The organism is Pseudanabaena sp. FACHB-2040 (assembly GCF_014696715.1).
Classification (GTDB): Bacteria; Cyanobacteriota; Cyanobacteriia; order Phormidesmidales; family Phormidesmidaceae; genus JACVSF01.
In genome coordinates this window covers 1-24,897 of the sequence record NZ_JACJQO010000020.1, presented here as the reverse complement: position 1 = coordinate 24,897, position 24,897 = coordinate 1, and the positions used below count along the sequence as shown (strand labels likewise).

Annotated in this window: 25 protein-coding genes and 2 pseudogenes; 15 read left to right on the top strand and 12 right to left on the bottom strand. The window is 51.6% G+C overall.

Annotated features, from left to right (window positions below; genetic code table 11):
• From H6G13_RS22550 to H6G13_RS22540, 3 genes are all read right to left on the bottom strand, one after another.
• Positions 1-101, bottom strand: a 101-nt coding sequence (locus tag H6G13_RS22550; RefSeq protein WP_190487096.1) for a DUF4277 domain-containing protein, incomplete at its 3' end; no start/stop codon positions are given.
• A 268-nt stretch (positions 102-369) separates the two neighbouring features.
• Positions 370-1,095, bottom strand: a complete 726-nt coding sequence (locus H6G13_RS22545; protein WP_242028478.1) for a cupin domain-containing protein — start codon at positions 1,093-1,095, stop codon at positions 370-372.
• A 22-nt stretch (positions 1,096-1,117) separates the two neighbouring features.
• A complete protein-coding gene (locus H6G13_RS22540; RefSeq protein ID WP_190487094.1) occupies positions 1,118-3,487 on the bottom strand; it encodes an NACHT domain-containing NTPase in 2,370 nt (789 codons plus the stop codon).
• 335 nt (positions 3,488-3,822) lie between these two features.
• Here H6G13_RS22540 and H6G13_RS22535 point away from each other — a divergent pair, with 335 nt between their 5' ends.
• The 4 genes from H6G13_RS22535 (at position 3,823) to H6G13_RS22520 (ending at position 8,480) form a co-directional block, all read left to right on the top strand.
• The gene (locus H6G13_RS22535; RefSeq protein ID WP_190487092.1) at positions 3,823-4,170 is read left to right on the top strand and encodes a hypothetical protein; all 348 of its coding nucleotides are present in this window, start codon (positions 3,823-3,825) and stop codon (positions 4,168-4,170) included.
• A 42-nt stretch (positions 4,171-4,212) separates the two neighbouring features.
• On the top strand, positions 4,213-5,586 hold the full coding sequence (locus tag H6G13_RS22530) for an SPFH domain-containing protein (protein ID WP_242028477.1): 1,374 nt from the start codon (positions 4,213-4,215) through the stop codon (positions 5,584-5,586).
• A gap of 152 nt (positions 5,587-5,738) precedes the next feature.
• On the top strand, positions 5,739-7,022 hold the full coding sequence (locus tag H6G13_RS22525) for an SPFH domain-containing protein (RefSeq protein ID WP_190487090.1): 1,284 nt from the start codon (positions 5,739-5,741) through the stop codon (positions 7,020-7,022).
• A gap of 303 nt (positions 7,023-7,325) precedes the next feature.
• Positions 7,326-8,480, top strand: coding sequence for an ankyrin repeat domain-containing protein (locus H6G13_RS22520; RefSeq protein WP_190487088.1), 1,155 nt, complete (start codon positions 7,326-7,328; stop codon positions 8,478-8,480).
• A gap of 529 nt (positions 8,481-9,009) precedes the next feature.
• Here the strand turns inward: H6G13_RS22520 and H6G13_RS22515 are convergent.
• Together H6G13_RS22515 and H6G13_RS22510 are read right to left on the bottom strand one after the other, a co-directional pair.
• The gene (locus tag H6G13_RS22515; protein WP_242028480.1) at positions 9,010-10,008 is read right to left on the bottom strand and encodes an alpha/beta hydrolase; all 999 of its coding nucleotides are present in this window, start codon (positions 10,006-10,008) and stop codon (positions 9,010-9,012) included.
• Positions 10,009-10,297: 289 nt separating this feature from the next.
• On the bottom strand, positions 10,298-10,867 hold the full coding sequence (locus H6G13_RS22510) for a TetR/AcrR family transcriptional regulator (RefSeq protein ID WP_190487084.1): 570 nt from the start codon (positions 10,865-10,867) through the stop codon (positions 10,298-10,300).
• A 641-nt stretch (positions 10,868-11,508) separates the two neighbouring features.
• Between H6G13_RS22510 and H6G13_RS22505 the strand changes: the two genes are divergently transcribed.
• The gene (locus H6G13_RS22505; RefSeq protein ID WP_190487082.1) at positions 11,509-11,685 is read left to right on the top strand and encodes a DUF3703 domain-containing protein; all 177 of its coding nucleotides are present in this window, start codon (positions 11,509-11,511) and stop codon (positions 11,683-11,685) included.
• Here the strand turns inward: H6G13_RS22505 and H6G13_RS22500 are convergent.
• From H6G13_RS22500 to hpsE, 3 genes are read right to left on the bottom strand one after another with little or no spacing between them, the layout of a single operon-like run.
• A complete protein-coding gene (locus tag H6G13_RS22500) occupies positions 11,660-12,625 on the bottom strand; it encodes a polysaccharide pyruvyl transferase family protein (protein ID WP_190487081.1) in 966 nt (321 codons plus the stop codon). The genes H6G13_RS22505 and H6G13_RS22500 overlap by 26 nt on opposite strands.
• Positions 12,626-12,643: 18 nt before the next feature.
• Entirely contained in the window at positions 12,644-13,690 is a 1,047-nt protein-coding gene (locus H6G13_RS22495) for a glycosyltransferase family 1 protein (RefSeq protein ID WP_190487079.1), read from the bottom strand.
• A gap of 1 nt (position 13,691) precedes the next feature.
• Positions 13,692-14,720, bottom strand: coding sequence for a hormogonium polysaccharide biosynthesis glycosyltransferase HpsE (gene hpsE, locus H6G13_RS22490; RefSeq protein WP_190487077.1), 1,029 nt, complete (start codon positions 14,718-14,720; stop codon positions 13,692-13,694).
• 609 nt (positions 14,721-15,329) lie between these two features.
• Between hpsE and H6G13_RS22485 the strand changes: the two genes are divergently transcribed.
• The 6 genes and pseudogenes from H6G13_RS22485 to H6G13_RS22460 all read left to right on the top strand — a co-directional run bounded on the left by H6G13_RS22485 (position 15,330) and on the right by H6G13_RS22460 (position 20,232).
• Positions 15,330-16,226 (top strand): NmrA/HSCARG family protein, encoded by an 897-nt coding sequence (locus H6G13_RS22485; RefSeq protein WP_190487075.1) that lies wholly within the window; start codon positions 15,330-15,332, stop codon positions 16,224-16,226.
• A gap of 287 nt (positions 16,227-16,513) precedes the next feature.
• Positions 16,514-16,855 carry a heavy metal-binding domain-containing protein gene (locus H6G13_RS22480; protein WP_190487101.1) on the top strand — a complete coding sequence of 114 codons (342 nt, stop codon included), beginning with the start codon at positions 16,514-16,516 and terminating at the stop codon, positions 16,853-16,855.
• 256 nt (positions 16,856-17,111) lie between these two features.
• On the top strand, positions 17,112-18,119 hold the full coding sequence (locus tag H6G13_RS22475) for an SDR family oxidoreductase (RefSeq protein ID WP_190487073.1): 1,008 nt from the start codon (positions 17,112-17,114) through the stop codon (positions 18,117-18,119).
• 172 nt (positions 18,120-18,291) lie between these two features.
• On the top strand, positions 18,292-18,753 hold the full coding sequence (locus H6G13_RS22470; RefSeq protein ID WP_190487071.1) for a hypothetical protein: 462 nt from the start codon (positions 18,292-18,294) through the stop codon (positions 18,751-18,753).
• Between the two features lie 25 nt (positions 18,754-18,778).
• Positions 18,779-19,919, top strand: a pseudogene (locus H6G13_RS22465) (transposase).
• Between the two features lie 28 nt (positions 19,920-19,947).
• Positions 19,948-20,232 (top strand): hypothetical protein, encoded by a 285-nt coding sequence (locus tag H6G13_RS22460; RefSeq protein WP_190487069.1) that lies wholly within the window; start codon positions 19,948-19,950, stop codon positions 20,230-20,232.
• Between the two features lie 27 nt (positions 20,233-20,259).
• Here the strand turns inward: H6G13_RS22460 and H6G13_RS22455 are convergent, their stop codons facing one another.
• Positions 20,260-20,598 (bottom strand): hypothetical protein, encoded by a 339-nt coding sequence (locus H6G13_RS22455; protein ID WP_190487068.1) that lies wholly within the window; start codon positions 20,596-20,598, stop codon positions 20,260-20,262.
• A gap of 240 nt (positions 20,599-20,838) precedes the next feature.
• On the opposite strand from H6G13_RS22455, the pseudogene H6G13_RS28830 reads away from it, so the two are divergent.
• Positions 20,839-20,970, top strand: a pseudogene (locus H6G13_RS28830) (ISKra4 family transposase); the annotation flags it as partial.
• Here H6G13_RS28830 and H6G13_RS22450 read toward each other — a convergent pair.
• On the bottom strand, positions 20,925-21,299 hold the full coding sequence (locus tag H6G13_RS22450; protein ID WP_242028476.1) for a hypothetical protein: 375 nt from the start codon (positions 21,297-21,299) through the stop codon (positions 20,925-20,927). The pseudogene H6G13_RS28830 and the gene H6G13_RS22450 overlap by 46 nt on opposite strands.
• 3 nt (positions 21,300-21,302) lie before the next feature.
• Positions 21,303-21,701 (bottom strand): DUF6463 family protein, encoded by a 399-nt coding sequence (locus H6G13_RS22445; protein WP_190487066.1) that lies wholly within the window; start codon positions 21,699-21,701, stop codon positions 21,303-21,305.
• 113 nt (positions 21,702-21,814) lie between these two features.
• On the opposite strand from H6G13_RS22445, the gene H6G13_RS22440 reads away from it, so the two are divergent.
• Positions 21,815-22,408, top strand: a complete 594-nt coding sequence (locus H6G13_RS22440; protein ID WP_190487064.1) for a TetR/AcrR family transcriptional regulator — start codon at positions 21,815-21,817, stop codon at positions 22,406-22,408.
• Between the two features lie 360 nt (positions 22,409-22,768).
• Positions 22,769-23,434 carry an SDR family oxidoreductase gene (locus H6G13_RS22435; protein ID WP_190487099.1) on the top strand — a complete coding sequence of 222 codons (666 nt, stop codon included), beginning with the start codon at positions 22,769-22,771 and terminating at the stop codon, positions 23,432-23,434.
• A gap of 171 nt (positions 23,435-23,605) precedes the next feature.
• Here H6G13_RS22435 and H6G13_RS22430 read toward each other — a convergent pair whose 3' ends face one another.
• Positions 23,606-24,169, bottom strand: a complete 564-nt coding sequence (locus H6G13_RS22430) for a TetR/AcrR family transcriptional regulator (protein WP_190487062.1) — start codon at positions 24,167-24,169, stop codon at positions 23,606-23,608.
• A gap of 129 nt (positions 24,170-24,298) precedes the next feature.
• Between H6G13_RS22430 and H6G13_RS28825 the strand changes: the two genes are divergently transcribed.
• A partial coding sequence (locus H6G13_RS28825) for a helix-turn-helix domain-containing protein (protein ID WP_242028474.1) occupies positions 24,299-24,897 on the top strand: 599 nt, incomplete at its 3' end.

Here is a 24,897-nt window from a genome sequence, read left to right as displayed (position 1 = left end):
AGCTTGTGCCTGCCCAAAAGCTTGTCTGTCAACTCCACGAGTCCCAACTCATCGACCAAAGCCGCTACCAGACCCAAGTGATCCAGGTTCTCTATCTGCAAAACGCGATCCTAAACGCTTGCTCTGAGCTTATCTCAGACCCCCTAATTATTCCTTTTGTCAACCTACGGAATGTCGGATGAATGACAGGAAGATGTCATTCAATGCATAAGATAGGAACTGGAGCATCGTTTTGAGTTTGAATCGTTCCCTGTAAACCCGCTGTCCGCCTGTACATCTTTTGTCAGTCAATCAGGCTGCGAAGTCAGGCCGTCGATCGCTGCCATCGGTTTGTTCCTCATACGCTTTTGATGCGCTGCTCCAGGCAGTTCAACATTCTGGCAAGGGCGTGTGCAGATGCGGCAGGCTGACTGCGCTGATGCCATCTACCAGAGTGCGCCGCAGCATAGGGTTATCGTGATGGCTAAAGCCTACGTCGCTGTCAGGATGAAACATCACAGCGGTTAAGCCATCAGCATTGGTATAGAACCGATGGGCTTCATTAGCCGGAATCACAATCAGATCACCCGGCTGCAGCGGGTTTACACTCTGCGGTGTTTCAACTTTACCGGAGCCACCGACGATGATACCAATGCGGTAGCTGGGATGAGTGTGCAGGGTTTGCCGAATGTCGGGCGGCAGGTACATCCCGTGCAGACAGGGATCGCCCAACCGGGGCGGGGCAATCAGTACACTATTGGTGCCGCCATTGATGTAGGCCAGCCGCCCAGCTGCTTCGAGGGGACCGCCCAAGCTAAACCAGCCGTGATGGTACAGGCAGGTGATGACTAGGCCGCAGGAACCGACGCCGCTGAGGGTGCCGCCCTTTGGCAGGCAGAAGAACATGCCAGCCTGCAAGGGATAGCACTGATTTAGGGTGCCCTGGTCTTCCCCCCGCTGCAGATAGGCTTGGCCCTCAAAGACGTAGCCAAAGTGCGTACCAGCGGTCGCCAGGGTCAGGGGCTCATGTCGCCAAGTGCGAAGGACGATGGGGTATTCGTCCTGACGCAGGTCTTCGACAATAGGCGTTTCGAGCGAGAGGAGTTTCAACGTCATTTTGAGCAGCTGCTCCCTGATTTTACGTGGGCAGGGGGGTGAAGAGAGATGCCTGGAGTTCTCGGCGCGTTTTGGGCGAGAGCATACAGCCATCGCTGTTAAGACAGTCCACCAGCAGCCGGGTGGTGTGGTAGTACTGCCTGAGTTGGTGCTTTTCTTGAGGGGTAAACTGCCGCTCCTTGCCGATGTGATGGCGATTTTTGGCCACAGCTCTGGCCTGATCGGCCACTTCTCGCACGGTTTCGTCATCCTCGGTCTGCCCCTGGAGGCGCTGCAGCAGGGTTTTCAGGGTGTGGCGCTCGTCGGTGTCGAGACTGCCGGAGTCGAGGGCCAGATCGATGGCGATCAGCATCACGGCGTTGGCAGTGGGGGCGGCGGTGATTTTGGCGGCGGGGTCGCTCACCTGGGCATCGTAGGACTGGGCTAGGGCAATTGCTGCAGCCAGACTCATCTGATCCATCATGCGGGTGAGGAAGCTGGCGCACACTAGCAGGTTGGCGGTGCGGTCGAGGGCGAGTGCGACGGTGCGGTTTTCATCGATGTCGAAGTCGATGTCAAAGCAAAAGGCGCAGGCAGCGGCAGGGTTAAAGGCGGCAAACTCTGGGGCAGCGGCGCGATCGCAAACCTCTCGCAAAAAAGCCTGTAGTCGCTCCGATCCGGCCAGCAACTGATCCAGGGTCTGCTTTAGGGGCAGCAGCAGCAGGGAGGCATCTCGCAGCATTTCCGTTGCTAGCAAAATTACCTCCCGCCAGCGCGGCTCAGGGCCATGGGCCGCCAGATCTTGCAGCGCCGTTTCCAGCGATCGGCTGTTTTGCACAATCTCCCGCGCCACAAAATACTCGTGAAAAGTCAGATGGGAAAAAGAATAGATGCCCTTGGCCCGCTCAATCAGCAGGCCGTGCTGGGCCTCAATCGAGCGCAAGATAACCTCGCTATCAACCTGAAGACTTTCGGGTTCATCGGTGTCGGACAAATTACAGATGTAGTCGGCAATGTGTTGTTCAGTCAGCCTTTGTTTGAAGCAGTAATCATTCGCCTGAAACGTGATCAGGGCCAAGTAGCTGAGCAGGTCTTCCTTTCGCAGAGGAGATAGGTGCTTGTAGACCTGATCGCGCTGAATGCCCCGTTTAGCATCCCATTTCCTGAGCAGCGCATCAATGCCCTCTTTGTAAAGCTCAAATCGGCTGTGGGGAAAGCCGCCCGACGCTTCAAAGGCCAGACAAATCAGCGTCAGCAGCAGCGGATTGGTTGCCAGCTCTTTAATTGGAGGATGCTGGTTGAGCTGCCGCAGAAAGCGCTCCGGGGGAATTGCCTGATGGCCAAACCATTTAGAGGCAAACGTGGTGATTTGGGCATCGTCAAAGTCGGCCACCTCAACTTCGGTGAACTTCTCGAAGATGTAGTCCCAGGCGGCAATGCGGCAGGTCATCACAAACAGGCTGTGGTGAAACTGCTCCGAAAAGCTGCGAATTTCTTTGATAACGCGGGCGTGATCGTGCGATCGCACCTCGTCCAACCCGTCTAGCAAAATTAGCGCCCTTCCCGCCGCAAAGACCTGATAAAACTCATCGAGCAGGGCGTCTTCTCCAGTTCCCGAACCGCTGGCAGCGTAGTGATTAAGGTCGCGGCTGATGTACTGCAGCAGGTTGGGAGAGTTCTCCACTTCAGCAAAATCTTTGAGCGTGACAAAAATGGGCAGGCGATCCGGCTCCAGCTGGCCCTCGTTGCACTGAATGGCTAAATGCTTGAGGAACGTGGTCTTTCCGGCACCGGGCTTGCCCAAAATGATCAGCTTTTGGTAGGTTTTGACTGCCTCTAGGGCAGGCACGCGGGTCTGTGCGATCGCGCCTAGCCCCAGCCGATCAAAGCTCTTACTGTCGCAGGCTTTAATCAAATCCTCTAGCGGGCGGTGCCGCCGACCGCTGATCTGCTCCAGCACGTTCACGCTGGTGTAAATGTCGTTGACCTCGATCGGGTAAGACATATCCAGCACCCGCATGGTGCCGCAGCGCTCGCGGATACTGGTATACAGCCTTTGTCTGAGGGTCTGCACCAGCCCATCGAGAGCGGGTTGAAGGGGCGCGTGAGCCACCGGCAGCACTGCCGCAAAGTCGTGAACCTGACGCGCTGTACTCACTGCAGACACTGAACTTACAGCGGGCTCTACAGTATCGGTGAGGCCAGCAATGGTCTGCCAGTCGAGACCCAAGCGATCGCAAATATCCATAAAGATCACCTGCGAAACAGCTTCTCCCTTAAAGAAGCTAGTCACCGGCTGCCGGCTACAGCCAACAATGTCCGCCAGGTGGGCTTTCGTCCACCCTTTGCGGGTCAGGGTTTGCTGAGCGACCTGTAGCCCTTGGGCAGCAGCAGCCAAAGACGGCTTAGCCATGAAAGCAGGACTCGATGAAACAACAGCCTGATTCTACCTAATCTAGGAGATAGTCTAGCTTTACACTTGCAAAATTTGACTACCTAAGCATTAATCAATAGTTAAACATTATTTACTTTACATTTACTCAGCCATTGCGTATGATTTACGCAACCAATACCCCCAGGTCATCTGAATCTAGATGCGTGCCTATTATGAAGTGCATCAGCGCTGGTAAGCCGCACGGAAGATGATTTTGTTAGTGCTTGGGGCTGTTCCTGAAATTGAATCAGTCACCCTCAATAGTGGGGTGTTTTGATTGGTCTAGCTAGCTCTTTTATGCCAAGAATGAGTTTATGAACAGGGCACTTATTCTGCTTGCCATTGCTTCAGTGGCAGTGGGCCTTTTGCTAGGTGGCATTATTGTATTTGTTCTCTTCATCTATCGCCGAAAAATAACGATCAGCAGCTCAATTGGCGATCCTCATTTAGCAGGAAGAGTTGGCATCGTCACAGTTCCCTTTGACTACCGCTCGAAGGGCAAAATTAGCCTTCAAATTGAGGGATCTACTCGGGAGATGATCGCCGTGACCGATCAGCCCTATGCCTTTAGCCCAGGCGATCAGGCCTTGGTCATACAGGTACACAATACGCAGGCTTGGGTGATTCCAGCCAGCTATCTAGAGGCAGACTTCTCGGATTGAGAAATTGCCTTTATTTCTACTCAATACCAGCGAGAACCCATCATGACAAACAGACATCCTGCCGCCCTTTTCCAACAACAGCCCCTGTCCTTTGCACACGCAGCGGAAATCCCCATCGAAATCATGCCCGCTCCTGCCGCCGAGCAGCCCACATTGCCCAGTCGCTACGAGCTGATTAGCGGCGGCAGCCTGCTTGCTTTGGGCATAACAGCCACCGTTCTGGGTGTCTGGTTTTTGCGATCGTTCCTAGTGATTGCTAACCCCAATGAAGTGGTGATCCTATCAGGTCGCAAATGGCGCAATCAAGCCGGGCAGGAAGTTGGCTTTCGCATTTTGACCGGTGGCCGGGCGCTCAGAATTCCCATTGTTGAAACCATCAAGCGCATGGATGTGACTACGATGCCGGTGCCGGTCGAGGTTCGCAATGCTTACTCTAAGGGGGGCATTCCGCTGCATCTGCAGGCGATCGCAAATATCAAAATTTCCAGCAACCCCAACCGGGTCGGCAACGCTATCGAGCGCTTTCTCGACCACAAGCCTGACGAGATTGTGCGGGTTGCTCGCGAAACTCTCGAAGGCAACCTCAGAGGCGTAGTTGCCACTATGACCCCAGAGCAGGTCAATGAAGACCGCCTCAAATTTGCCGAGCGGATTGCCTCTGACGTTAGCAGCGACCTGGCTAAGCTAGGGCTGCATCTAGACACTCTCAAAATCCAAAACGTCTCCGATGAGGTTGACTACCTCAAATCTCTGGGGCGGCAGCGCATTGCCATGATCATTCGCGATGCCGAAATTGCAGAGAGCGATGCGATCGCAGCCGCCAAGCAAATTGAGGCAGAGTGCGAAGAACGAGGACGAGTTGCCCAAACCCAAGACCGCATCACTATCGTTGAGCGCGAAAACGACCTGCGCAAGATCAAAGCCAAACTCGACAAACAGGTGCGTACCGAAACTGCCATCACCCAGGCCGCTGCTAAAGAACGCAAAGCATTTGCCGAGCAAAAGCTACAGACGCTACGGGCCGAGCGCGAGCGGCTACGGCTGCAGTCAGAGGAAGTGCTGCCCGCCGAAGCCCAACGCCAGGCCCAAATGTTGCGGGCTCAGGGCAGGGCTGCCAGCCTCGCCGAAAATGTGCTGGCTGAAGCCGAGGTGAATGAGCTGCTTACCCAGGTTTGGCAGGCAATGGGCAGCGATGCCGCGTCGATGTTCATCATTCAACAGTTTGAGGCCGTGCTGGAGGAGGCCGTTAAGGTGCCCAAGCAGCTGAATCTGCAGCACATCAACATTATTGACAACGGCAATGGCGATGCCGTTTCTAGCGTTGTCGGTATTTATTTAAGAGTAATTAAGCAGTTCCTAGAAGCTGCAGAAGATACCTTGGGAATTGATGTGGTCAAAGCCCTAAAGCCAGAGTGATGGTGCCTGTTTCGGGAAGGAGTTTTGTGATGGGTGGATGGGTGGCAACTATTTAGAGGATTTATGGTAGCCACATTGAAGGTTTGAGGGTTTGATTTGACTGCATTCAACAGTTGGTCTGACAGACATTACCCCTTATTGAGGACAGATTCATGGGAGCTTTAGTTTTACTACTGACCACTTTAGGTTTGGGTGGCGGCAGCGCCTGGCTGGTAATTCGCAACCTCTACTACATTTGCCAGCCCTCAGAAGTACTGATTTTCGCAGGAACGCCTACTCGCTTATTAAAGGGCAAAACTGTTGGCTACCGATTGGTCAAAGGCGGCAGCAGCCTGCAAATGCCGCTTCTAGAAAAAACCTTTCGCATGGATCTCACCAACATGATCATCGATCTCAAAGTGGTGGGAGCCTACAGCAAAGGAGGCATTCCGCTAACAGTAACGGGCGTTGCCAACATTAAAATCTCTGGCACCGAACCCACCCTTCACAACGCTATTGAGCGGCTGCTGGGTAAGTCTCGCAAGCAGATCGAAAAACTTGCCAAAGAAACCCTAGAAGGCAATCTCCGCGGCGTTCTAGCTAGCCTCACGCCAGAAGAGGCCAACAGTGATCAAATTGCCTTCGCTCGGAGTTTGCTAGAGGAGGCTGAGGAAGACCTGCAAAAGCTGGGGCTGATGCTCGATAGCCTGCAGATTCAGAGCATTTCTGACGATGTCAACTATCTCGATAGCTTGGGCCGCAAGCAGCAGGCCGATCTGATTCGAGATGCCCGCATTGCTGAAGCTCGAGCTCAGGCAGAATCGATTATCCAAGCCTCTGCCAACGAGCGAGAAACGGCCCTGCGTGAACTGGCGCGAGACGAAGAAATCGCCAAGGTAGAAGCCACAAAAGGGGTACGCGACGCGCTCACCAAACGAACGGCCTTGGTTACCGAAGTCGAGTCTATCGCCTCAGCCCAGATTGCTGAGGTCGAAGCCGAAATCAAAGTCGAGAAAGAGCGCATTAGCGAAACAGAGCAGCGCCTTCAGGCCGATATCATTGCGCCTGCTGAGGCGCATCGTCAGCGCTCCATTGCCGAGGCCAAAGGGGAAGCCGCCAAAATTATTGAAGATGGCAAAGCCAAAGTCCTGGGCCTGGAGCGTTTAGGGGAAGTCTGGCGCTCCGCCGGGAAAGATGCCCGTGAGGTCTTTTTGTATCAGAAGATTGAGGTTCTTACCCAAATGATGGCCATGAGCATCCCAACGATTCCGATCACAGGTGTCACCGTGATTGATGCCGAACAGGGAACCCAAGCCACGAAAATTGCCGCTTTCCTAGAGCAGCTGAACCACTCCACCGGCATCGATCTCAAACAAATGCTGATGCAAAACCCCCTGCTCAATTCAAATAGTCAGGGGACTAAAACTCTAGAGAGCGTGGCTAAAGCAAATGATTAAAGCAGTTGCCAAGGGTAAACAGAATCTTTGAAGAGGGTGGGAGAACCGTGCTTGTATAAAAGGGGCGCGGTCTTCACGCCCTTGTTAAGGCTTTAGTCACTTATCTAGCCCACCAGATTGACTGTTTGCAGTCTTATTTCGCGAGTACTACGATCCTATTGGGTCTAAGTACGCCTTTAATCTGAAGGAGGAAGTGACGGTAACTCACCATCAAACCGATAGGTCAGGCGATAGGTCAGGAAAACTCTTCAGTAAGACCCTAAAGTAGCGGTGCGATTTGCCCGGTGATATGGGCAGTGGGGAGTGTTGGAGCCGTCAGGAATTGACAGGTCAGGCATTGAAGCCTATAGCAGTTTTCTAGTTGGTGGGCTCAGCCATGTTTTATTGATCCAGGCTTGTGAGGTAGGCGACCCTGAGCGGGTTAAGCTACTGCTGGATGCAGGAGTCTCGATCCATCCTTGCGCCCGCTGTACTCGCCCACAGCATTCCTATTCTGGGCAGCCGCCTAACCACTGGGAAGATCAACCCTGGTCTTTTGAAATTCCCCTATTTGGTGCAGTTGAATCAGGCTCTGTGGAGTGTATTGGGTTGGTTTTGGCGGCTGGGGCTGACCCTAACGTGCGTGACAGTAGTGGTGTTACCCCAATCATGCAGGCCTCGAATTGGGCGATATTTCAACAACTGCTGGCGGCTGGGGCTGATCCTCAGGTAGTCGATTATTACAACAGAGACGTACTTCAACATCTTATTAGTACTCCAGACAGTGAAACTCAGTTTCCTATTGCCGAGTTGCGGGCTGTTGTGGCCCTGGGTTTCGATGTAAACGCCATTCTGAAATACGACAACTGGACCCGGCTATATGTGGCCGCCTTCGACCAAGATGTCGTCGCTATCGAGCGCTTATTGAAGCTGGGGGCAGACTTTACCCTGGGGTGTCCGCCGTTGAGTGGTCTGTGCTGGCATTACAACCGAGACTATAGCGAGACTATCGCCAGAGGTATGGAGTTGCTGATTGCTGCCGGCTGCGACGTGAATGCCCAAGATGCCGCAGGAGACACGCTGCTGCATAATGCCTCCCTCGGCTATTCCCATGCGATCAACAAGAACTGCTTTAACAGCTCCAGCGATGGAGGGAATGTGACAGCAGTGCTGACTTTGCTAAAGCATGGGGCTATGCCCGATCCAGTGGGCTCAGGTGGCTATACCCCTCTGATGAATGCTGCCCAGGAATGCAGCGCTCCAGCGATAGCTGCTCTTGTAGAAGCTGGGGCCGACCCCCACCGCCACAATGCCGAAGGTCTGACCGCTAAGGACATGGCTGCTGCCCAAATTGTGTTCTTGACCCAGGCAAAAGACAATCCTGAGAATAGTGGAGAGATGCGATCGCATTACGAGAAAGCGTACCAAGATGCGATCATATGTGCGCATTTGCTAGGTGTCTCGTCCCGTGATAAATGACGCTGATTCCCCCCGAGAGGCACAACGAGGTTGAGCGGGAGAGGATGAAAGGCCTACTGGGAGAAGAGAAAAGAGAGCGAAGTCAGTTATCGCGGGACGCGACAGCACTTGAGCCTGTTTCGGAGCCTGGGCTGCTTTGAGGTGAACGTAATCTTGGAGTCATTGCTCTGAGACCTGCGCTGCTAGGGCAATGCCTGCCATTGAAATGCGCTCTAGTAGAAGACGGTCAACGAGGTCCCGAGTCGCTTGGTCTATTCGTTTATCGGTAGGGTGCTCGACAAACTGGTAACCACAGTTGCGGCACAGAACCGTTGTTTACCCGTGTGAATGCGTCCGTTCTTAACCGTACGGGGTGAGCTACATTTTGAGCAGGTCGGCATTGCTCTCCAGTAGATAGCTTCCCTCCCACGCTAACAAATCGAGCATCATCTCTGAAGTCCTACTCAAGATCAGTGTTTGACTTTAAACATACTTAATTTAGCTGTCAATTCTATAACAACTGAACTTCAACAAAGCAGCAAGGGGTTTGTCAGAGAGCACTACTACAGTGTATCTTTTCAACAACTTGACGAATCGCATCAATAACCAGTTCTGGAGCATCTAGCTGAATTACATGTCCACTTTCATGAGCAACAATATGAACACCTTGAGGCGACTCAGTAGCTAGATCTGCATGTAGTTCTTGTAGCTTTTCAAGCACTTCTTGTGTGATGTCAAATTCCGGTTGTCCAGACGACAAGACGACTAGAGGAATGTCAGGAAACGGCTTTGTTTTGCGTGCCTGCTCAACCTGGCTCATACTAATGGGTACCGCAGCCGATTCTTGGGCAAAGGCTTTGCCAAATTGGGTTTGGGAATAAATTGCTTTAGCAATAGGACGTATTGCAGGTGGAACTTTTTGGAATAGACCAGCCGCCATAGGCAAAGAATCAAAAGTGACAAGTAACCGAAGCAAACCGATACGTCCTAGGGTTGGCAATACATAAGGCAATAGTGACTCAAGCCGTTTGTTCAATTCAACCCATTCAGTTGGTGCATCCTCGTACATCTTCTCATGGGTTACATCTACTAAAACCATCCCAGCCACTTGCTCTCGATAGTGATAGGCAAATAAGCGACTGAATAAACCACCTGACGACATTCCCACTAAAACGTAAGGTGGCTCAATGTCAGCCTCTTGCAAAAGTTGCCGCAACTCACTAACAACTTGATCAGCCGTACGTGGCTTCAAACTTAAATCACTCCAGCCACAGCCTGCCCGATCGTAGGCCAAAACTCTTGTAAATTTGGCAACTTCGGGTTGCACTAATTGCCAATCCAGGTGACTGCCTCCAGTTCCACTGTCCAAAATAACCGTCGGGCAACCCTCACCCATAAGTTTGTAGTGCCAGTCATTACCATTGATTTCAATTAACTTCCCAGTTGGCCGAAACTTCTTGCGATCGCGACTTGTGGCAATTGCTTGATAAACTGCTCCAATTCCGACTATTCCAATCAATGTTCCAATGGATGTAACAAGCCATAGCATTTCAGCCACCTCCAAATTTTAAATGCGTTTGTGATTGCCACACAGATGGATTTTTGAACCATTTCAGAGAGCTAGTGAATGATGATTATTTCGGTTGCAAATGTTGCGTTTGACATAATGTATCGATCGAAAGTACCTTTTAATTTGTGTCTATCCTGTTTTTTACCTACAGTCAGCATGACGAGTAAATGGCTTTAAGATATGAAACGTGAGATCTTTGCACTACAAATTGACTGAATGGACTGGAATCATCAGCACTTGATTTATGAAGTGGAAGAAATTGGTTACTTTATTGGGGCGAACGCGTCATTGCAAGCAACGTTTCCACAACCTGAGTGCGAAGCGGTTCTTCCGGGGTTCCATATTGGAACACTTCTGAGAACCATAAACCATCGATTGCTAACTGGATAATTGCCGCCTTGACTGGGTCAAATCCGCTAGTTTCAATCCGCTGATGCCACCTTGATTCATAGGCTTTAGCAGCTTCTAACACGTTAGGTGAGCTTGTCGCAATTGAAGAAAGACGGGCAACCAACGCCAATGATTGTTGACTAAACCGCAGCGTTGCCCGAAGGTATGCCCTGACCCACTGCCCAGGCGTTCCTGGTGCATCGTCCTGGTCAAACTCAGTTTGCACTACTGCTTCGAAATCTTGGATCAGTTGTTCAACCATACTTCTCATCAATGCATCTTTGCTAGGGAAATGGTAAAGAAGTCCTCCCTTACTAACTCCCGCTTTTTGAGCAACTGCATCGAACGTTAGTGCCTCAACACCTCTATCTATAACCACTTGGCTAGCAGCCCGTAAAAGTGTTTCACGGGTTGCCGATCGAGATTTTGCCCTTTTGGTATCAACCATAGCAATGAGTAAGCAGGTACGCCAAAGTACAGAGATATCACGCTCCTAAAGCAATCCATACTGGATCAGCAGATAACGCTCACAAATTAACTATACCGTCCAGTCGGTTTTAATGTCAACTTTGCCTAAATTTCTCATTCACTATGTTTCTAGAACAAATAGTTTCATTCATGTCTCGCTTCGGATTTTGGTAGAACCTTGAAGGTAATGATGGATTTGCTAGGGTGGTTCTGCAGCTACATAGCAGGCCAATGCCGACTTGCTCAAAGTGCAATTCACCTCGCACGGTTGCAACTAAAACGAGCGGAGCGACCGCAACGGGCGTGGCAACGTATACGTTAGTGGCGTGGCGACTACTGTGGCCCAGTTACGAAGCTCGGCAAAACCGGGAGCAGATAGTAGAAGGGATATTGGAGCGTCACCAGTGGGAAGCGTTGCTCTGCAGGGTACATCGAACGTCCCAACTACCAAAAGAGCTGGCAGATGATAGGCTTCACAGTACTCATCAACGAAGCCAACGGTTTGACGGGCAACACGAGGAATAACCATCGCTCCAACCCTATTTACAACTCTTCTTCCTTTACTTTACTTCTCCTAAAGTGATTAAAGAGGGATCAGAACTGTCTAGGGCAGAATTGGCCATGGCAGAGCAGAACTTTGAGGCAGCCTGGATAGCTCTGCAGCGGGCTCATCTGATAGGGCAGAGAGATGCGATCGCACCCACCATCGCCCATTGGCAAATACTCGCCCTGGCCTGGCGACAACACGAGTTTAGGGAGATAAAAGGACAGATCATGCCGACTCTGTCTGGCCCCTGATCCTGTCCTGCTGGAATTGGTCAAGAGCAGTGCAGAGGCGGTCTTCCAGGGTTTCTAGCCAGTCAGCTCTGCCCAGAATGGGCTGAGTGTGTTGGGCCTTCAGAAGCTGCTGGGCGATTATCAAGGTCCGGTTCTCGGGGGTTATTGAACCCTGCTTCCCCTGCCGAGCAAGTTCTAATAACCCCTGAGGACTCTGGGCTCCACAGCGTAGCCAGTAGCGACCTGCACGCAGGCCCGAGCGCAGGCCCTGAGCCACAGGCGGATACTGCGGCAGCACCGGAGGCAGCACAATGGGCCGAAACGGCACCCGTATTGAGGCGCACCAGTCTTGCCACTTTAAAGGCAAAATGCGAGCACTGGTTTGGACAGGCAGCCAGGGAACACGCAGGGCTTCGGCTGCGATCGCACCATGCATGGCCTCGGCTAGCAGCACCTCCGTTTGGCCAATCGCAGCCAGCACTTCTTCTACGCTCCAGCGCGGATCAATGTAGCCAAAGCCAATTTCCCGGCAGATCTGCTGCCAAACCTCCCCGGCAAAAGTGGCATGGTGGATGTGGGGCATGAATGCGTAGGCAACCCGCTTCTGGCCCGCGGGCTGAAATCGCTGCCGCAGCAGAATCGCCCCATCGGTGAGGGCTAAAGATGCAGGCAGGCCGAGTTTTTTGGCCGACAGCGGGCCACGCACGCAGTAGATTTTCCAGCCCGGAGGCATTGATCTCAGAGATCGCTCGTAGCCCACCCCCGTACTAAAAATGACTGCCTGCTGGGCTGATCCGAGCCGCTCGGGCAGACGATGATTGAGCAGGGTGCCAATGCCCACAAAGACCGTGGCAGCATCGTCATCAAAGCAGTCCGGCAGGAGCTGGGGCCAGAGCCACAGGTTGAGGCGATCGCCAAAGTTTTCGACCCCATCTCGACGCTGGTAGTGAAATAGTTTCATGGCTCTAGCGCAAGAATGTTAGCGAAAGATTTGCGATCGCACCTTCTGTTCTACCCTGGCCCAGCTAGCTGCCCCCAACCCCTGCCCCAAAACCTTAGCTTTACCCCAGCTAGAGCAACAATCCCAGCGTTCATAAGCCGGTACGGCAACCTGCTCGATGAAGGTTAACCACCGCTGTACGATGGCTTCGGGCCGAACGGTTTCTGCTCGCTGCAGGCCATTTTCAACCATTGCCCGATACAGTCCCGCATCCTGCTGCAAGCGCCCCAGTGCTGCCAAAATTTCGCTGGGAGAACTCACTGCCAAAAAGTCCAGTTCGCCCCGACGCTCTGCCCAATAGGCCGATTCCTCACCCAAAATAGCTGGCACCCCCGCCAACCAAGCGTTGTACAGCTTAGTGGCGGGCTTGTTGCGGTAATTCTGCGTTCGGTGAACATCTCTGGCGCGAAAACTGCGAACCGCGACCACTGCATCGATTTGTCGGTAATCGTGCCAGTCGGGGGGCAGCCCTACGCCTTGGTGCCACGTATGAGTGCTGACCTTGGGCTGCCAGGCCAAGCCCAAATCCCCCAGCGCCCGCCGCCACGCCGGAGTGGTCAGTTCGGTTGCCAGATTGTTGGCGTGGCCCAAAAAAGCAACGTTCTCAATGCAATGGCCCCGCTGCCGATCTCGGGGAATCAACCCCGGCTGCGGCCAGTGGGGAATCCAGTAGCAATGACCTGTTGCGTTGGCCTGCTGAGGGTTTTGCACCACCTGGAGCTGGGCGTAGGGAACGGGCAATAGCTCTGCCCGCAGACACACTAGCAGCCTCTTAAATCCAGTCTTGAAGCCTACTTGACTGCCGCGCAGCACATTGCAATGGGCAAAAACAATGCCCGCCTGTGGCATCGTTGACACCAGCGCACAGGGTAACCCTGCCGCTTTTAGCCTCAGGTAGGTCTGTATCGTCCAAGCATAGACGCCTAGACCAAACCCAGGCCAGGGGGTATTGGCATCAGTGGGAAGCGTTTCGGGCCAGAGTGCCTTAGGCAGATAAAAAGACAGCGGTGGATAGGCGGCACCCATACTAGCGCACCGTTTCGGGTGAGATTGTTGGGGCGATTAGCCTTTTAAGCGAGCCTAGTTTTAGCCCAAGCAGCTGGGCTGCTCGCTGAAGCGCCTGCTGCCCATGGTAGAAAGGGCTGATCAGGCTGTAAAACAGGAGCGTTTGTTGGCAAACCAAGACGGTATCTTGGCTGCCGCTGGCCTGGTGGCTGAGCCTGTACGCAAGCAATTTTCGCAGGTCGTTGAGAACGTATAGGGGAATAACTAGGGGCCGTTGCCAGGCCCTAAAGCGAATCATGCGGGTGGGGTAGCGGCTCAAGCCGATGCCTCGAAACAATCGGATTAGGTATTCCGGTTCCAGGCGGTGCCGGGGAATGAAGTGCTCTATCTGCATAGCCGGATTATGCCAGATCTCCCATCCTGCCAAATTCAGGTAAGACAGGCTCTCTAAGTCTTCTCCCTTAGAGGTGAGGGCACTGCCACATACCCCTTTGAGCCGGGGTTGGTCAGGGACGGTGTCGAGCCAGGCTTGCCGCCGCACTACCAGCCCAGCCCCGGCCGGAAAGCGCCACTGATGAGGGGAATAGCGATGGGGGCCTAGCCTCTGCTCATTGACGGCTAGACACGCGGCAATTTGGTCAAACCCTGTAGGGGGCGGGACTTCGTAGTGAGGCAAAATCTGCCCACCGTAAGCCCCAACCTGAGGATGGCGGCTGCCAAACGCATGAACTGCCGCTACCCAATCCGGGTCAGGCCAATTGTCGTCATCTAGAAAGGCAATGAGGGGGCTTTGGGTTTGCTCGATGGCACAGCGGCGGGCAAAGGCCAGCCCCTGTCGCGGCTCAAAAACATAGAAAAGCGGGTACGTCTGGGGCCAATCAACCTGGTAGTGCTGCGCTACTTCGGCAGTAGCGTCGGTGCTGTTGTTGTCTACCACCAGCACCGACCAGGAAAAGGTGTGGGAGTGGCGCTGCGATCGCAAACACTGCAAAACCTTGGGCAGCCGGGCTGCGCCGTTGTATGTGCAGATAGCAATGGTTACATCAAACACTATTGAAGCCGCTGTATCCGTCAATTAACCAGCCATCTCAGTCTGCTGTCACTGCTTCGCCTTCAAGGCATTAAATTGGCCAGCTACAGGCGGGCAGGCGCAGCTCCATCAACAATTTACAGGATGGGCTAAGAACCAGGATGAAGCCTCGTTTAAAAAATCACCATGAAACGCTTAAGGCCCCACAGCCCAATACAGAGCTTTTAGGCAATCAGGACAGAGGAAATTTTATCCCATACTTCGTCGAAGCGATTTCAACGGCCTTTTCGATGTCGGCGGGACTAGGGGGGCGGTTAGAGGACGCTCTACCGCGTCTGGATTTTTGGGTATCGTCATCCATGTTTTAGCCAGCAGGGATAGAAGGAATCAACCTCCTGAGAAGAGTGAGATTGCACCGGGAGGGCACCAGCTTTCAGGAATTCAGCACATATCTCAGGGTGATTCTACTCAAAGCTCCACCTTTGGGCATAGAAAACCCATCTCCGCTTATCTCGGTGCTTAACGCATAGAACTTGAGTGTTCTGAATTGGGTTCAGGTTGAACAATGAAACCTACGGACGGAAACCAAGCCTTCCATTCCCTTCTACAAACAATGGTGAGAAACCAGTTATGACACAGTCAATCAGCAGACAACGGCTCATCCTAGTTACCGGCGCTACAGGCAATCAGGGAAGTGCGATCGCACGTCATCTTCTGCAACGCGGCAACTTCAAGGTTCGTGCCTTGGTGCGTGACCCAAACAAGCCTGCTGCTCAAGCCCTCCAACAAGCAGGCGCAGAACTCGCAGTCGGAGATCTCAACGATCGTGCTTCTCTCGATCGCGCTTTGCAAGGTGCCTACGGTGTTTTTTCACTACAGATCTTTCAAGATGGAGTAGACACCGAAATCCGTCAGGGCAAAATGGTTGCAGACGCAGCAAAAGCGGCAGGCATCCAGCACTTCGTCTACAGTTCGGTGGGTAGTGCCGAACGCAACACAGGCATTCCGCATTTCGACAGCAAGTTTCAAGTCGAAGAATACATCCGAGCGAGCGAGTTGCCCTACACAATCCTGCGACCCGTTTTCTTCTTCTATAACTACAACATGATGCGCTCGATGGTTGAGACCGGAACGCTCTTTCAGCCATTGAGTCCTGAAACGAAGTTGCAGCAGCTTTCCGAAGAAGATTATGGAGAGATGGTCGCTGAAGTATTCGATCGCCCCGCAGACTTCATGAACGGCGAAATTGAACTTGCCAGTGTAGACATGACTATGCCGGAAGTCGCTGCTGCGTTCAGCCGTATTTTAGGAAAAACCGTTCAATATCAACAAATCCCGTTTGAAGCGTTTGAGCAGCAAATCGGAGAGGAACTGACCATCATGTATCGCTGGTTTGAGAACGTCGGCTACGCAGCAGATTTAGCCCAGTTGAAGCGTGATTTTTCTGCTCAGACTGACTTTGAATCTTATTTGCGCGATCACGGCTGGCAGAACCAGTCAGAAGCGCAGCCGATGTCGGGTCAATGATTCTTTGAAACTACTCAATATCAGAGACAGCCATTGAATCAGGGTCTTTTTTCCTGAAGAAAACCACGCTTCACCTTAAGTTGCAGCTTAACTCAATGAACTTGCGTGGGCTAAATGAAATGTTTGTTGAAGAATGAGAACAACGAGGTAAAGGTCGAGTCAGCGCCTTTGTTCCTTTGAACCCAACCCATTACATTCATTCGAAATGGAATGAGCCAATGCAGTGAAGGCGACTCCCTCATTCCTAACGTAATTTGAAAGTATCGCTTTTTAAGGAGATTGAAACAGTGATTTTGACCACAGCAGCTACGATTGAAGGCAAAAAGATTGTTGACCACTACGGAATAGTCAGTAGCGAGACCATCTTAGGTGCAAACATTTTCAAAGACTTTCTTGCAGGAATGCGTGACATGGTAGGTGGGCGCTCAGCGAGTTATGAGAAAGCCCTTAGAGAAGCTAAAGAGATTGCCCTGAAAGAGCTAACTGATCAAGCAAAGACTTTAGGCGCAAATGCTGTTATTGCCATCGCCTTGGACTACGAAACAATCAACGGAGGCAGTGGAAGCAGTATGTTGATGGTCGCTGTGAGTGGAACGGCTGTGCGCTATCAGGAGCTTCAAACCGTTTAGAGGCCGACTTTTCAAGGGAAGTCGAGCGCACCAATTAATAAGGGAGGTGAGGGGAATAGGGGAGAACTCACTTCCCCATCTTCCCCAGCCAAAAGATACCGTGAAGCGACCTTTTGTTGTTCCTCAAGGACTGATACCAGACATTGAGGTGAGATATCTTTCTCAGAGACGCGAACCCCGGTGTAAGCATTAGAAATTATTCGTCGCCAGCACTAGGGACTGTATTCAAAGAGATTCAATTTTAGGAGTAGAACCCATGAAATTAAAACCGATCAATCAGCAAGTAGTCGCCATCGTTGGTGCTTCTAGTGGAATCGGCAGAGAGACAGCTCTGCGGTTTGCCAAAAAAGGGGCAAAGGTTGTGGTTGCTGCTCGTGGCGAGTCTGGGTTGGCAACGTTGGTGGATGAGATCAAACAGTTGGGTGGAGACGCGATCGCAGTCATTGCCGATGTCAGCGAATTTGAACAGGTGAAAGCGATCGCAGATCAGACCATTGCTACTTACGGACGACTCGATACCTGGGTGCATGTCTCTGGAACTAGCGTTGTTGCACCGTTTGCCCAAGTCACACCGGAAGAATTTAGAAGAGTCATTGATGTCAACTTGAATGGGCAGGCCTATGGCGCAATGGTCGCTCTACCACACCTCAAAAAAGAGGGAGGTGGCGCACTCATTCACGTTTCCTCATTAGCGGCAAGAGTTCCGTTTCCATTGCAAAGTCCCTATGCAGCTTCCAAGCACGGCGTAGCAGGCTTTTTAGATTCCATGAGAATTGAATTGCAGTACCAGAAACAGCCAATCAGCGTCACTAATGTGATGCCCGCCATCACAAATACCCCCATTTTCAACAAAATTCGGACGAAGCTAGGAGTAGCGCCTGCTGGATTACCGCCTTACAACAAACCCAGCACCGTTGCCGATGCCATTCTATATGCGGCTGAGCACCCTACCCGTGACTTTGTTGTAGGTGATATGGGGCGAGTATTGGAGATGCTGCAACGCATTGCCCCGTCGATTGTCGATCGCTTATTTCTCCAGGTTGGCTTTACCGCTCAACTGACAGGTGAGCCAAAATCGGCAGATGCACCCGACAACCTATATGCCCCAATCTCTGGTTACGACACCGTAGAGGGCGATTTCGGTAGTTTGAGCGTACCCAGCTTCACAGATTGGCTCGATCGCAATCCACCCATCAAATGGGGCGCTATCACAGTAGTTGCTGCCAGCGGATTGATTGCCGTGCTGGGGGGCATTTCAGGATAAAAACCGTGTTGTTATGGTGTCGCAACCGAACATGGCATGACGAGCAGTTCCACGCTGATTACCCCCGTAGCGTTGGCTCCATGCGGTTGCGATCGCATAACCCACTCGATGATAGGTTTCAATTTTTTCTTACTATCAACTCGATGCCAACAACATTTTGGAGAGAACAACTATGAAGGGTTACGGGTTAACAGGACTTGAAGGCATACTTCAACAAAACTACACAGTTAAGATCAACGAGTACAGTGGCAGCGGCTGGAAAACATTCAAGAAAAATTCGGGTGGTTTTGCTGGCTTTACACTTGTATTTTTCTTGATTAACGTTGCGATCGCCAAAGTTAGCCAGTCTATTCCTCTAGAGTCATTCATCAGTCTCTTTATTTCTGCTCCTTTAAATGCAGGATTTTTAATCGTGGCATTTAAAGTTTTGAAAAATCGCGCCACAACATTTAGTGATTTTTTCAAGGGTTTCAATAACTACTTGCCGCTTTTCCTGGTCAGTCCCGTTTCTAGCATGGTGATTGGTATTGGGTTGTTATTGCTTCTCCTTCCTGGTATTTACCCGGCAGTCGCCTACATCTTTGCACTGCCCTACCGCTCTTCAATGACTCTGATGGTAGATAAATTAGAGTAAAAGGGCTGAGAGCCAGGCGGAGCAAATGACAGCGCCCCGTATAGCCAAGCCAACAGTCGCTTTTGTAGATGACTATTGCGAAGAATACCGAGACATCTTTGTTGAGGTAAGAAGCTTCGAAGCATTCAAGCATCTGCACTTGGGGATGGTATCTGAGATGAAGCGAAAATCGCTACCTGTGATCGCCAAGGTTACAGCATTACCTAACGTTCAGTCATTGCAACAGTTTTTGGTCAAGTCACCCTGGAGTGCAGGAGCGCTGAGGCAACGGAGAATCGAGCTGATTCTGTCACTTCTTAGAGGCCGAAAGCTAGTGCTGGTGATTGATGAAACTGGAGACCGCAAGAAGGGACAGACAACCGACTATGTTAAACGACAGTACATCGGTAACTTGGGCAAGGTAGGAAATGGCGTTGTCTATAGTGCCTATGGAGAGAGCGGCAGCAGTTCTGCTAGGACACTGCATCAGTTGGAACTCCCCTATGTGCTGGCCATTCGCTCTAACCATGCTGTGCTATTGCCCAAGGAGCAACGAGTGCGGGCCAATCGCTGGCGCGAGTATGAGCGGACCTTCAGTGATGGCAGACGCGAAGTTCGATGAGGTTGTTTATGGCAAACGCTGTGCCCGGCGCTACTGGCAACTCACTACTGACCCAGCCACCCTACCCTCTGCTTCAACTTGGATGGTGATGACCTGGGTTGAGGCGATTTCCTATAAGCAAGTTGGCGACCTCTATGGCTTAAGGAACTGGGTGGAATATGGCTTCAAGCAGAGCAAGAATGAGCTGGGCTGGGCTGACTTTCGAGTCACAGACTACGCCTCTATCGAAAAGTGGTAGGAGATTGTGATGAGCGCCTATTTTATGGTCACCTTGCACACACCACCAATGCAGCCCAAAGGGAGTTACCTACCCCAACTCGATGGTTCAACGTTAGTTACTTCGTTTAGCCAACATGAGGCTTGGGATAGGGGGAGTGGTTGGAAAAGTTGGCTTAACAACCTTCGCCTGGTTCTACTACCTTGGGTCAGTTCAAATCTGTTGACCCCTTGGCTAAAGGTCTTTCCCATTCCCGAGCTAGAGCAAGGCTTTCAGACGTTAATAGCGCTTATGAACTTGTTTCGCGGAGTTCCTAAAGCTGCTCTACACAATATTTCCTCTGCTTAGAGTCATTGAAGAGCGTTAAGCAGCACAAGTGAGAGGGGCACTTCGAGAGCAGTTGGGGCAATATCGGCCTCGGGGCCGCCGCCCGCATCTGCAAGTGATTCTGGATATGACGAGCCTAGAGAAACGAGGTAAGTTCAAGGCCCTTGAGTCACGGGTAAGCGTGTTCAAAGGCAAGCGGGGAGTCCATCTGGTTGTGCTGTATCTGATGGTCGGTCCCTGGCGTATTCCCTGGAGCTCTCGCTTTTACCGTGGCAAGGATACGACCTCACCTGCCCTGTTGGGTCTACGATTGGTGCGGCAACTGCCCCGGTAGCTCAAAAAGGGCTTCAAGCTTATTGCCTTAGTCGATACAGCCTTTGGCACTGTCGATTTCCTCAAGGGCCTGAGACGGCTCAAACTGCACGCCACTACGGGAGTGCGCTACAACCGTCGCTTGACTGACGGACGACAACTCTTTCATCTGCACAAGCCGGGTCAACACCTTTATCTGCACGGGCTGTCCTTCCCGGTGACCATTGCTTAGTTCTATCTCAAGCGTGACGGTAAAAGGCTTAGGCGCTATGTGCTTTCTACCAAACCCCTCAAAGACAGTCTCCTCGTTTGGTGGGGGTGATGGCAGATAGAGCGTTTCTTCAAGACCGCTAAACATCGCTTTGACCTGCATCGCTTTGGTCAGCACACCTTACTGGGCTTGTATCGCTGGTTGGTGCTCTCTTTGGTGGCCTTTATCTTGGCCCACTGGGGCTATCTTTCAACCGGCACTGATACCTTACCCGTCTGGACCCAAGCCGCACTGTGATCCCCCAAGCTTGTTTATCGCAGGTCATCGTGTTTCTACTGCTAAAGGAAATCGAGCAGAAGCAACCGTTATTGCAGAAATACGGTTTAGAGGTGCAAATCGCCTGGTGCAAGATATGAGATTAAGCAGATTGATGAGCGGGTCCAGATTACAGGAGCTAGATGGAAGCCCGAGCGGGTACCTAAGATCCTGGCTTTACGCTGTGCCTACCTCAATGGAGAGCTTAACTCTTTTTCTCCTGTCAAAGTATGACGCACTCCCGTCCAGCCAACCTGAGTCGGTAGACGATACAACTGAAGTCTTAAGACCATCCACAATAGCTGGAGTGTACCGCTAGAGAATTCTCCTGGTGGCAACCAAGCAGCAATTCCTTGTAGGTTAGATGTTATATAAACATGCTGATACTGAATGCAGTAAGAGATTGCTCTAGTCATTAACCACGTTAAAGCCTTCAACCGCAGTTCGGGATCGTCAGGTGTAAGATAACTAAATACTGGATCCTTTTCAAATGCTTTTGCTGCAATTTCACTAGCATTCGCAATCTGCGCTTTTTGGAGTTGCAGTACATCCAAACCATTCATGATTCAATCTTCCCAAACATTATTAGTATTGAGTTTTGCTGCCTTCGACGAGTAAAGCATCATTACACTCGGAATTAACACCAACCAAAATCCAGAGATTGGGATGAAGAAAATCCCTGTAATCGAGGATGCAAGTAGGATTCCACTCACTGAAATAGGCAATGTGAGTTTTTGCTGATCAGCCCACAAACATAACTGACCTAATATCAAGAGAAATGGTGTAATCGTCATGAACCAAATTGCATCTTCTCGATCAAAAACGGGGGCTAATGGATCGGGAGCCACTACGTTAAACCAACCCGCCTGAGCTATCGCCTGCCACTGTGGAAAATATATAGCTAGTCCAACTGCCACATGAATGATTGCGATCGCTATCCAGCATCGTCCAGCAATTCTTAACACGATACACCTACCTCAAAAAGTGCAGCCCGCTAGCAATGAATTCCCATCTTCCATACGCTACCGTATGCAGCTACTCTAAGCTAGAATTCTCGAGAATGTCAATACGGTGACGTATGGTTAGGCAAAAGACGCTAGAACCCAAGCTCGGTAGGCAAGATTGGATCAAGACAGGGTTAGCTGTCTTGGCAGAAAGTGGGGTGGAAGCTGTCCGGGTGGAACCGATAGCGAAGCGGATGAACGTAACTAAAGGAAGCTTCTATTGGCACTTTAAGGATCGCAATGATTTGTTAGATGCGATCTTGGCGGAGTGGGTGCAGATCGATACAAGTCGGATTATCGAGCAAGTGAATCAGACTGATGCCGAGCCAAAAACGAAGCTATTGCGACTATTTGAACTGGCGATCGCGGATGATGGTCTGATTCTAGGACTCTCAGACGGCAGAATTGAGAATGCCATTCGCGCTTGGGCAACGAATGATACGAAAGTTGCAGCAGTATTGGCACAGGTCGATCGGCAACGGCTCGACTATACTAAAAGCCTATTTGTCGAAATTGGGTTTTCTGAACCTGAATCTTTGACGCGCGCGCGTCTGGCTTACTATTCATTAGTCGGTGAATTTGCGATCGGGGTGCGAACCAATCAAGTCGATCGTTTAGCCGAAATTCGACTACAGCACACTATTCTAACTACTTTTATTCATGAGTGAATTAGATTTCAATGGGCACTCAATCTATGATTTTTGCTACATAACGAGTCACATCAGCGGCGGCAAGTAGCCTCGAATTTAGCACCAGTAGCTCTCAGCCGTCCGCTTCTGTAAGGATAACTCTGCAACTAGGTTCAAAGGAGGATTACAAATCAGAACCAACTAAATCCAGTGTGTCTTCCTTCTAAGAACAGCCTCAAAGGCAGTACATTCGTACAGAAACTAGTTGGTACAGGTATCGGAAGAGACTGAATGTGCTGCTCTGGGATTGAGCTAGCTTGGTTGACTACTTGTAGGGGCACTTCGAGGTAGCCTATGGTAACCTCTGAAAATGTCGCTCTCACCAAGCATGGGGCTCGTATGGCAACTTATCTGATTACGGGTGCAAACCGAGGAATTGGTTACGAGTACTGCCGCCAGCTACAAGCTAGGGGAGAGACGGTCATCGCAATCTGTCGCAGCGTCTCCCAGGAGTTGAAACAGCTTGGGGTTCAGGTTGAAGAGGGAATAGATGTCACTTCAGACGCCTCCGTAGCAGATTTGCAGCACCGATTGAAGGGAACTAGCATCGACGTGCTGATAAACAACGCAGGCATTCTGAAACGGGTAACGCTTGAGAACTTGGACTTTGAGAGCATTCGGGAACAGTTTGAGGTCAATGCTTTAGGTTCTCTGCGGGTGACTCATGCACTTCTATCCAATCTCAGAGCGGGTTCCAAGATTGTGTTGATGACGAGTCGTATGGGGTCTATTGGCGACAATACCTCTGGCAGTTCCTACGGCTATCGCATGTCAAAAGTAGCGCTATCAATGGCAGGAAAATCATTGGCGCACGATCTCAAGGAGCGTGGTATTGCCGTAGCGATTCTACACCCTGGCCTAGTTCAAACCCGCATGACGAACTTTACACCGGGTGGCGTCACACCAGAGGCCTCTGTACAGGGGCTGCTGGCTCGAATTGACGAGCTAAACCTAGAGAACACGGGCACTTTCTGGCACGCGAATGGAGAAGTCCTGCCTTGGTAATGGCAACGTTAGTCACCAAGACAAAACTCACTAAGCTTGCTGAGCACCGACATTCCGCAGGTTGACGGGGATTAATTAAGGAGGTAGTAGCGGCAGCAGGGCAAGCCCATCAGGCGAATGATCTTGCTACGCTATCTGGTTAATTAGCGAAGTTGCACCTTAGTAGAGGCGCTATTCGGGGTGGACCAATTTTAGCGTAGCCAAAAATGACTGGATGCTCTGCTCACCTCGCTGCGCATTGCCCGTGGTCAGAAAGTCGAGAGTGACCCCCTGAAATAGGTGAAACAGCGATCGCGCCACCGCCTCATCCTGCGTCAACACCGTTAGCGACTCAATCCACTGCTGGGTTTCGCGCTCTAGAAACTGCTGAGTTTCAGCATCCCCCTGCATGGCTCGCAGGTTGAGATCCATCGTCAGCTTCAGCCAGCCCTGCATTTCTGGGGCGGTAAATTGCTGCCACATCGCCAGCAGAGACTCGGCAACAGTATCGGCATTTGCTACGGCTGTGTTTTGCAGCGACTGCAGCTGTTCGCGCAGACGTACCTCTAGCCGGGCAATCACCTGGCGCTCTAGCTCTTGCTTCGAGCCAAAGTGGTAGACCAGCATGCGCCCGCTGGTGCCAATCCGCTTGGCTATCGCGTTAATGCTAGCGTCCAACGCGCCCGCCTCAATGGCCACCTCCAGGCACTTTTCTACCAACTCAGCTTTCTTTTGAGGTTCGGTGGGTCGACTCATGTTGACAGTTAACGTAACAGCTATTACATTTACTATTAACGTAATCACTGTTACGTTAACATTGTTTCATACAGCGGTTTCGGGTTGAGTAAGCCATGCTAGGGATAGTTGAACCTCTGCGGTCACTGTATGCCAGCCCCGTACTCTGCCGATTTACGCCAACGTATCCTGGCTGCCTATCAATCTCATGAAGGGTCGCAACGCGAACTTGCTCAACGTTTCAAAGTAAGCCTTTCCTTTGTTCGAGACCTGCTGCGCCGCTACCGGGAAAGCGGAGACATAAAGCCCAAAGGACATGGCGGCGGCAACCAACCGAAGCTGAGTGCAGTTCACCTGGAGAAGGTGCGGCACCTAGTCGAGCAAAACAGCGACCTCTTCCTGCATGAGCTATGCGAGCAATTGGAGGCGCAATGTGGTGTAAGCGTGAGCGTGACAACGATGCATCGAGTCGTGGGGCAACTTAACCTCAGCGTCAAAAAAACGCTCACCGCCAGTGAACAACTTAGTGATCGGGTGAAGCAACTGCGCTTTAATTATCGAGATTGGAGTTTCACGGTTGCCCCACGCAACTTAGTGTTTGTCGACCAAGCGGGAGTCAACTTGGCGCTGACCCGGCTGCGAGGACGTTCTCCTAAAAGAGAACGGGCACACGATAGTACCCCTCGCAACCAAGGGCAGAACGTATCGTTGCTGGGAGCTCTTTCTATGGAAGGTTTAGTTGCCACCAT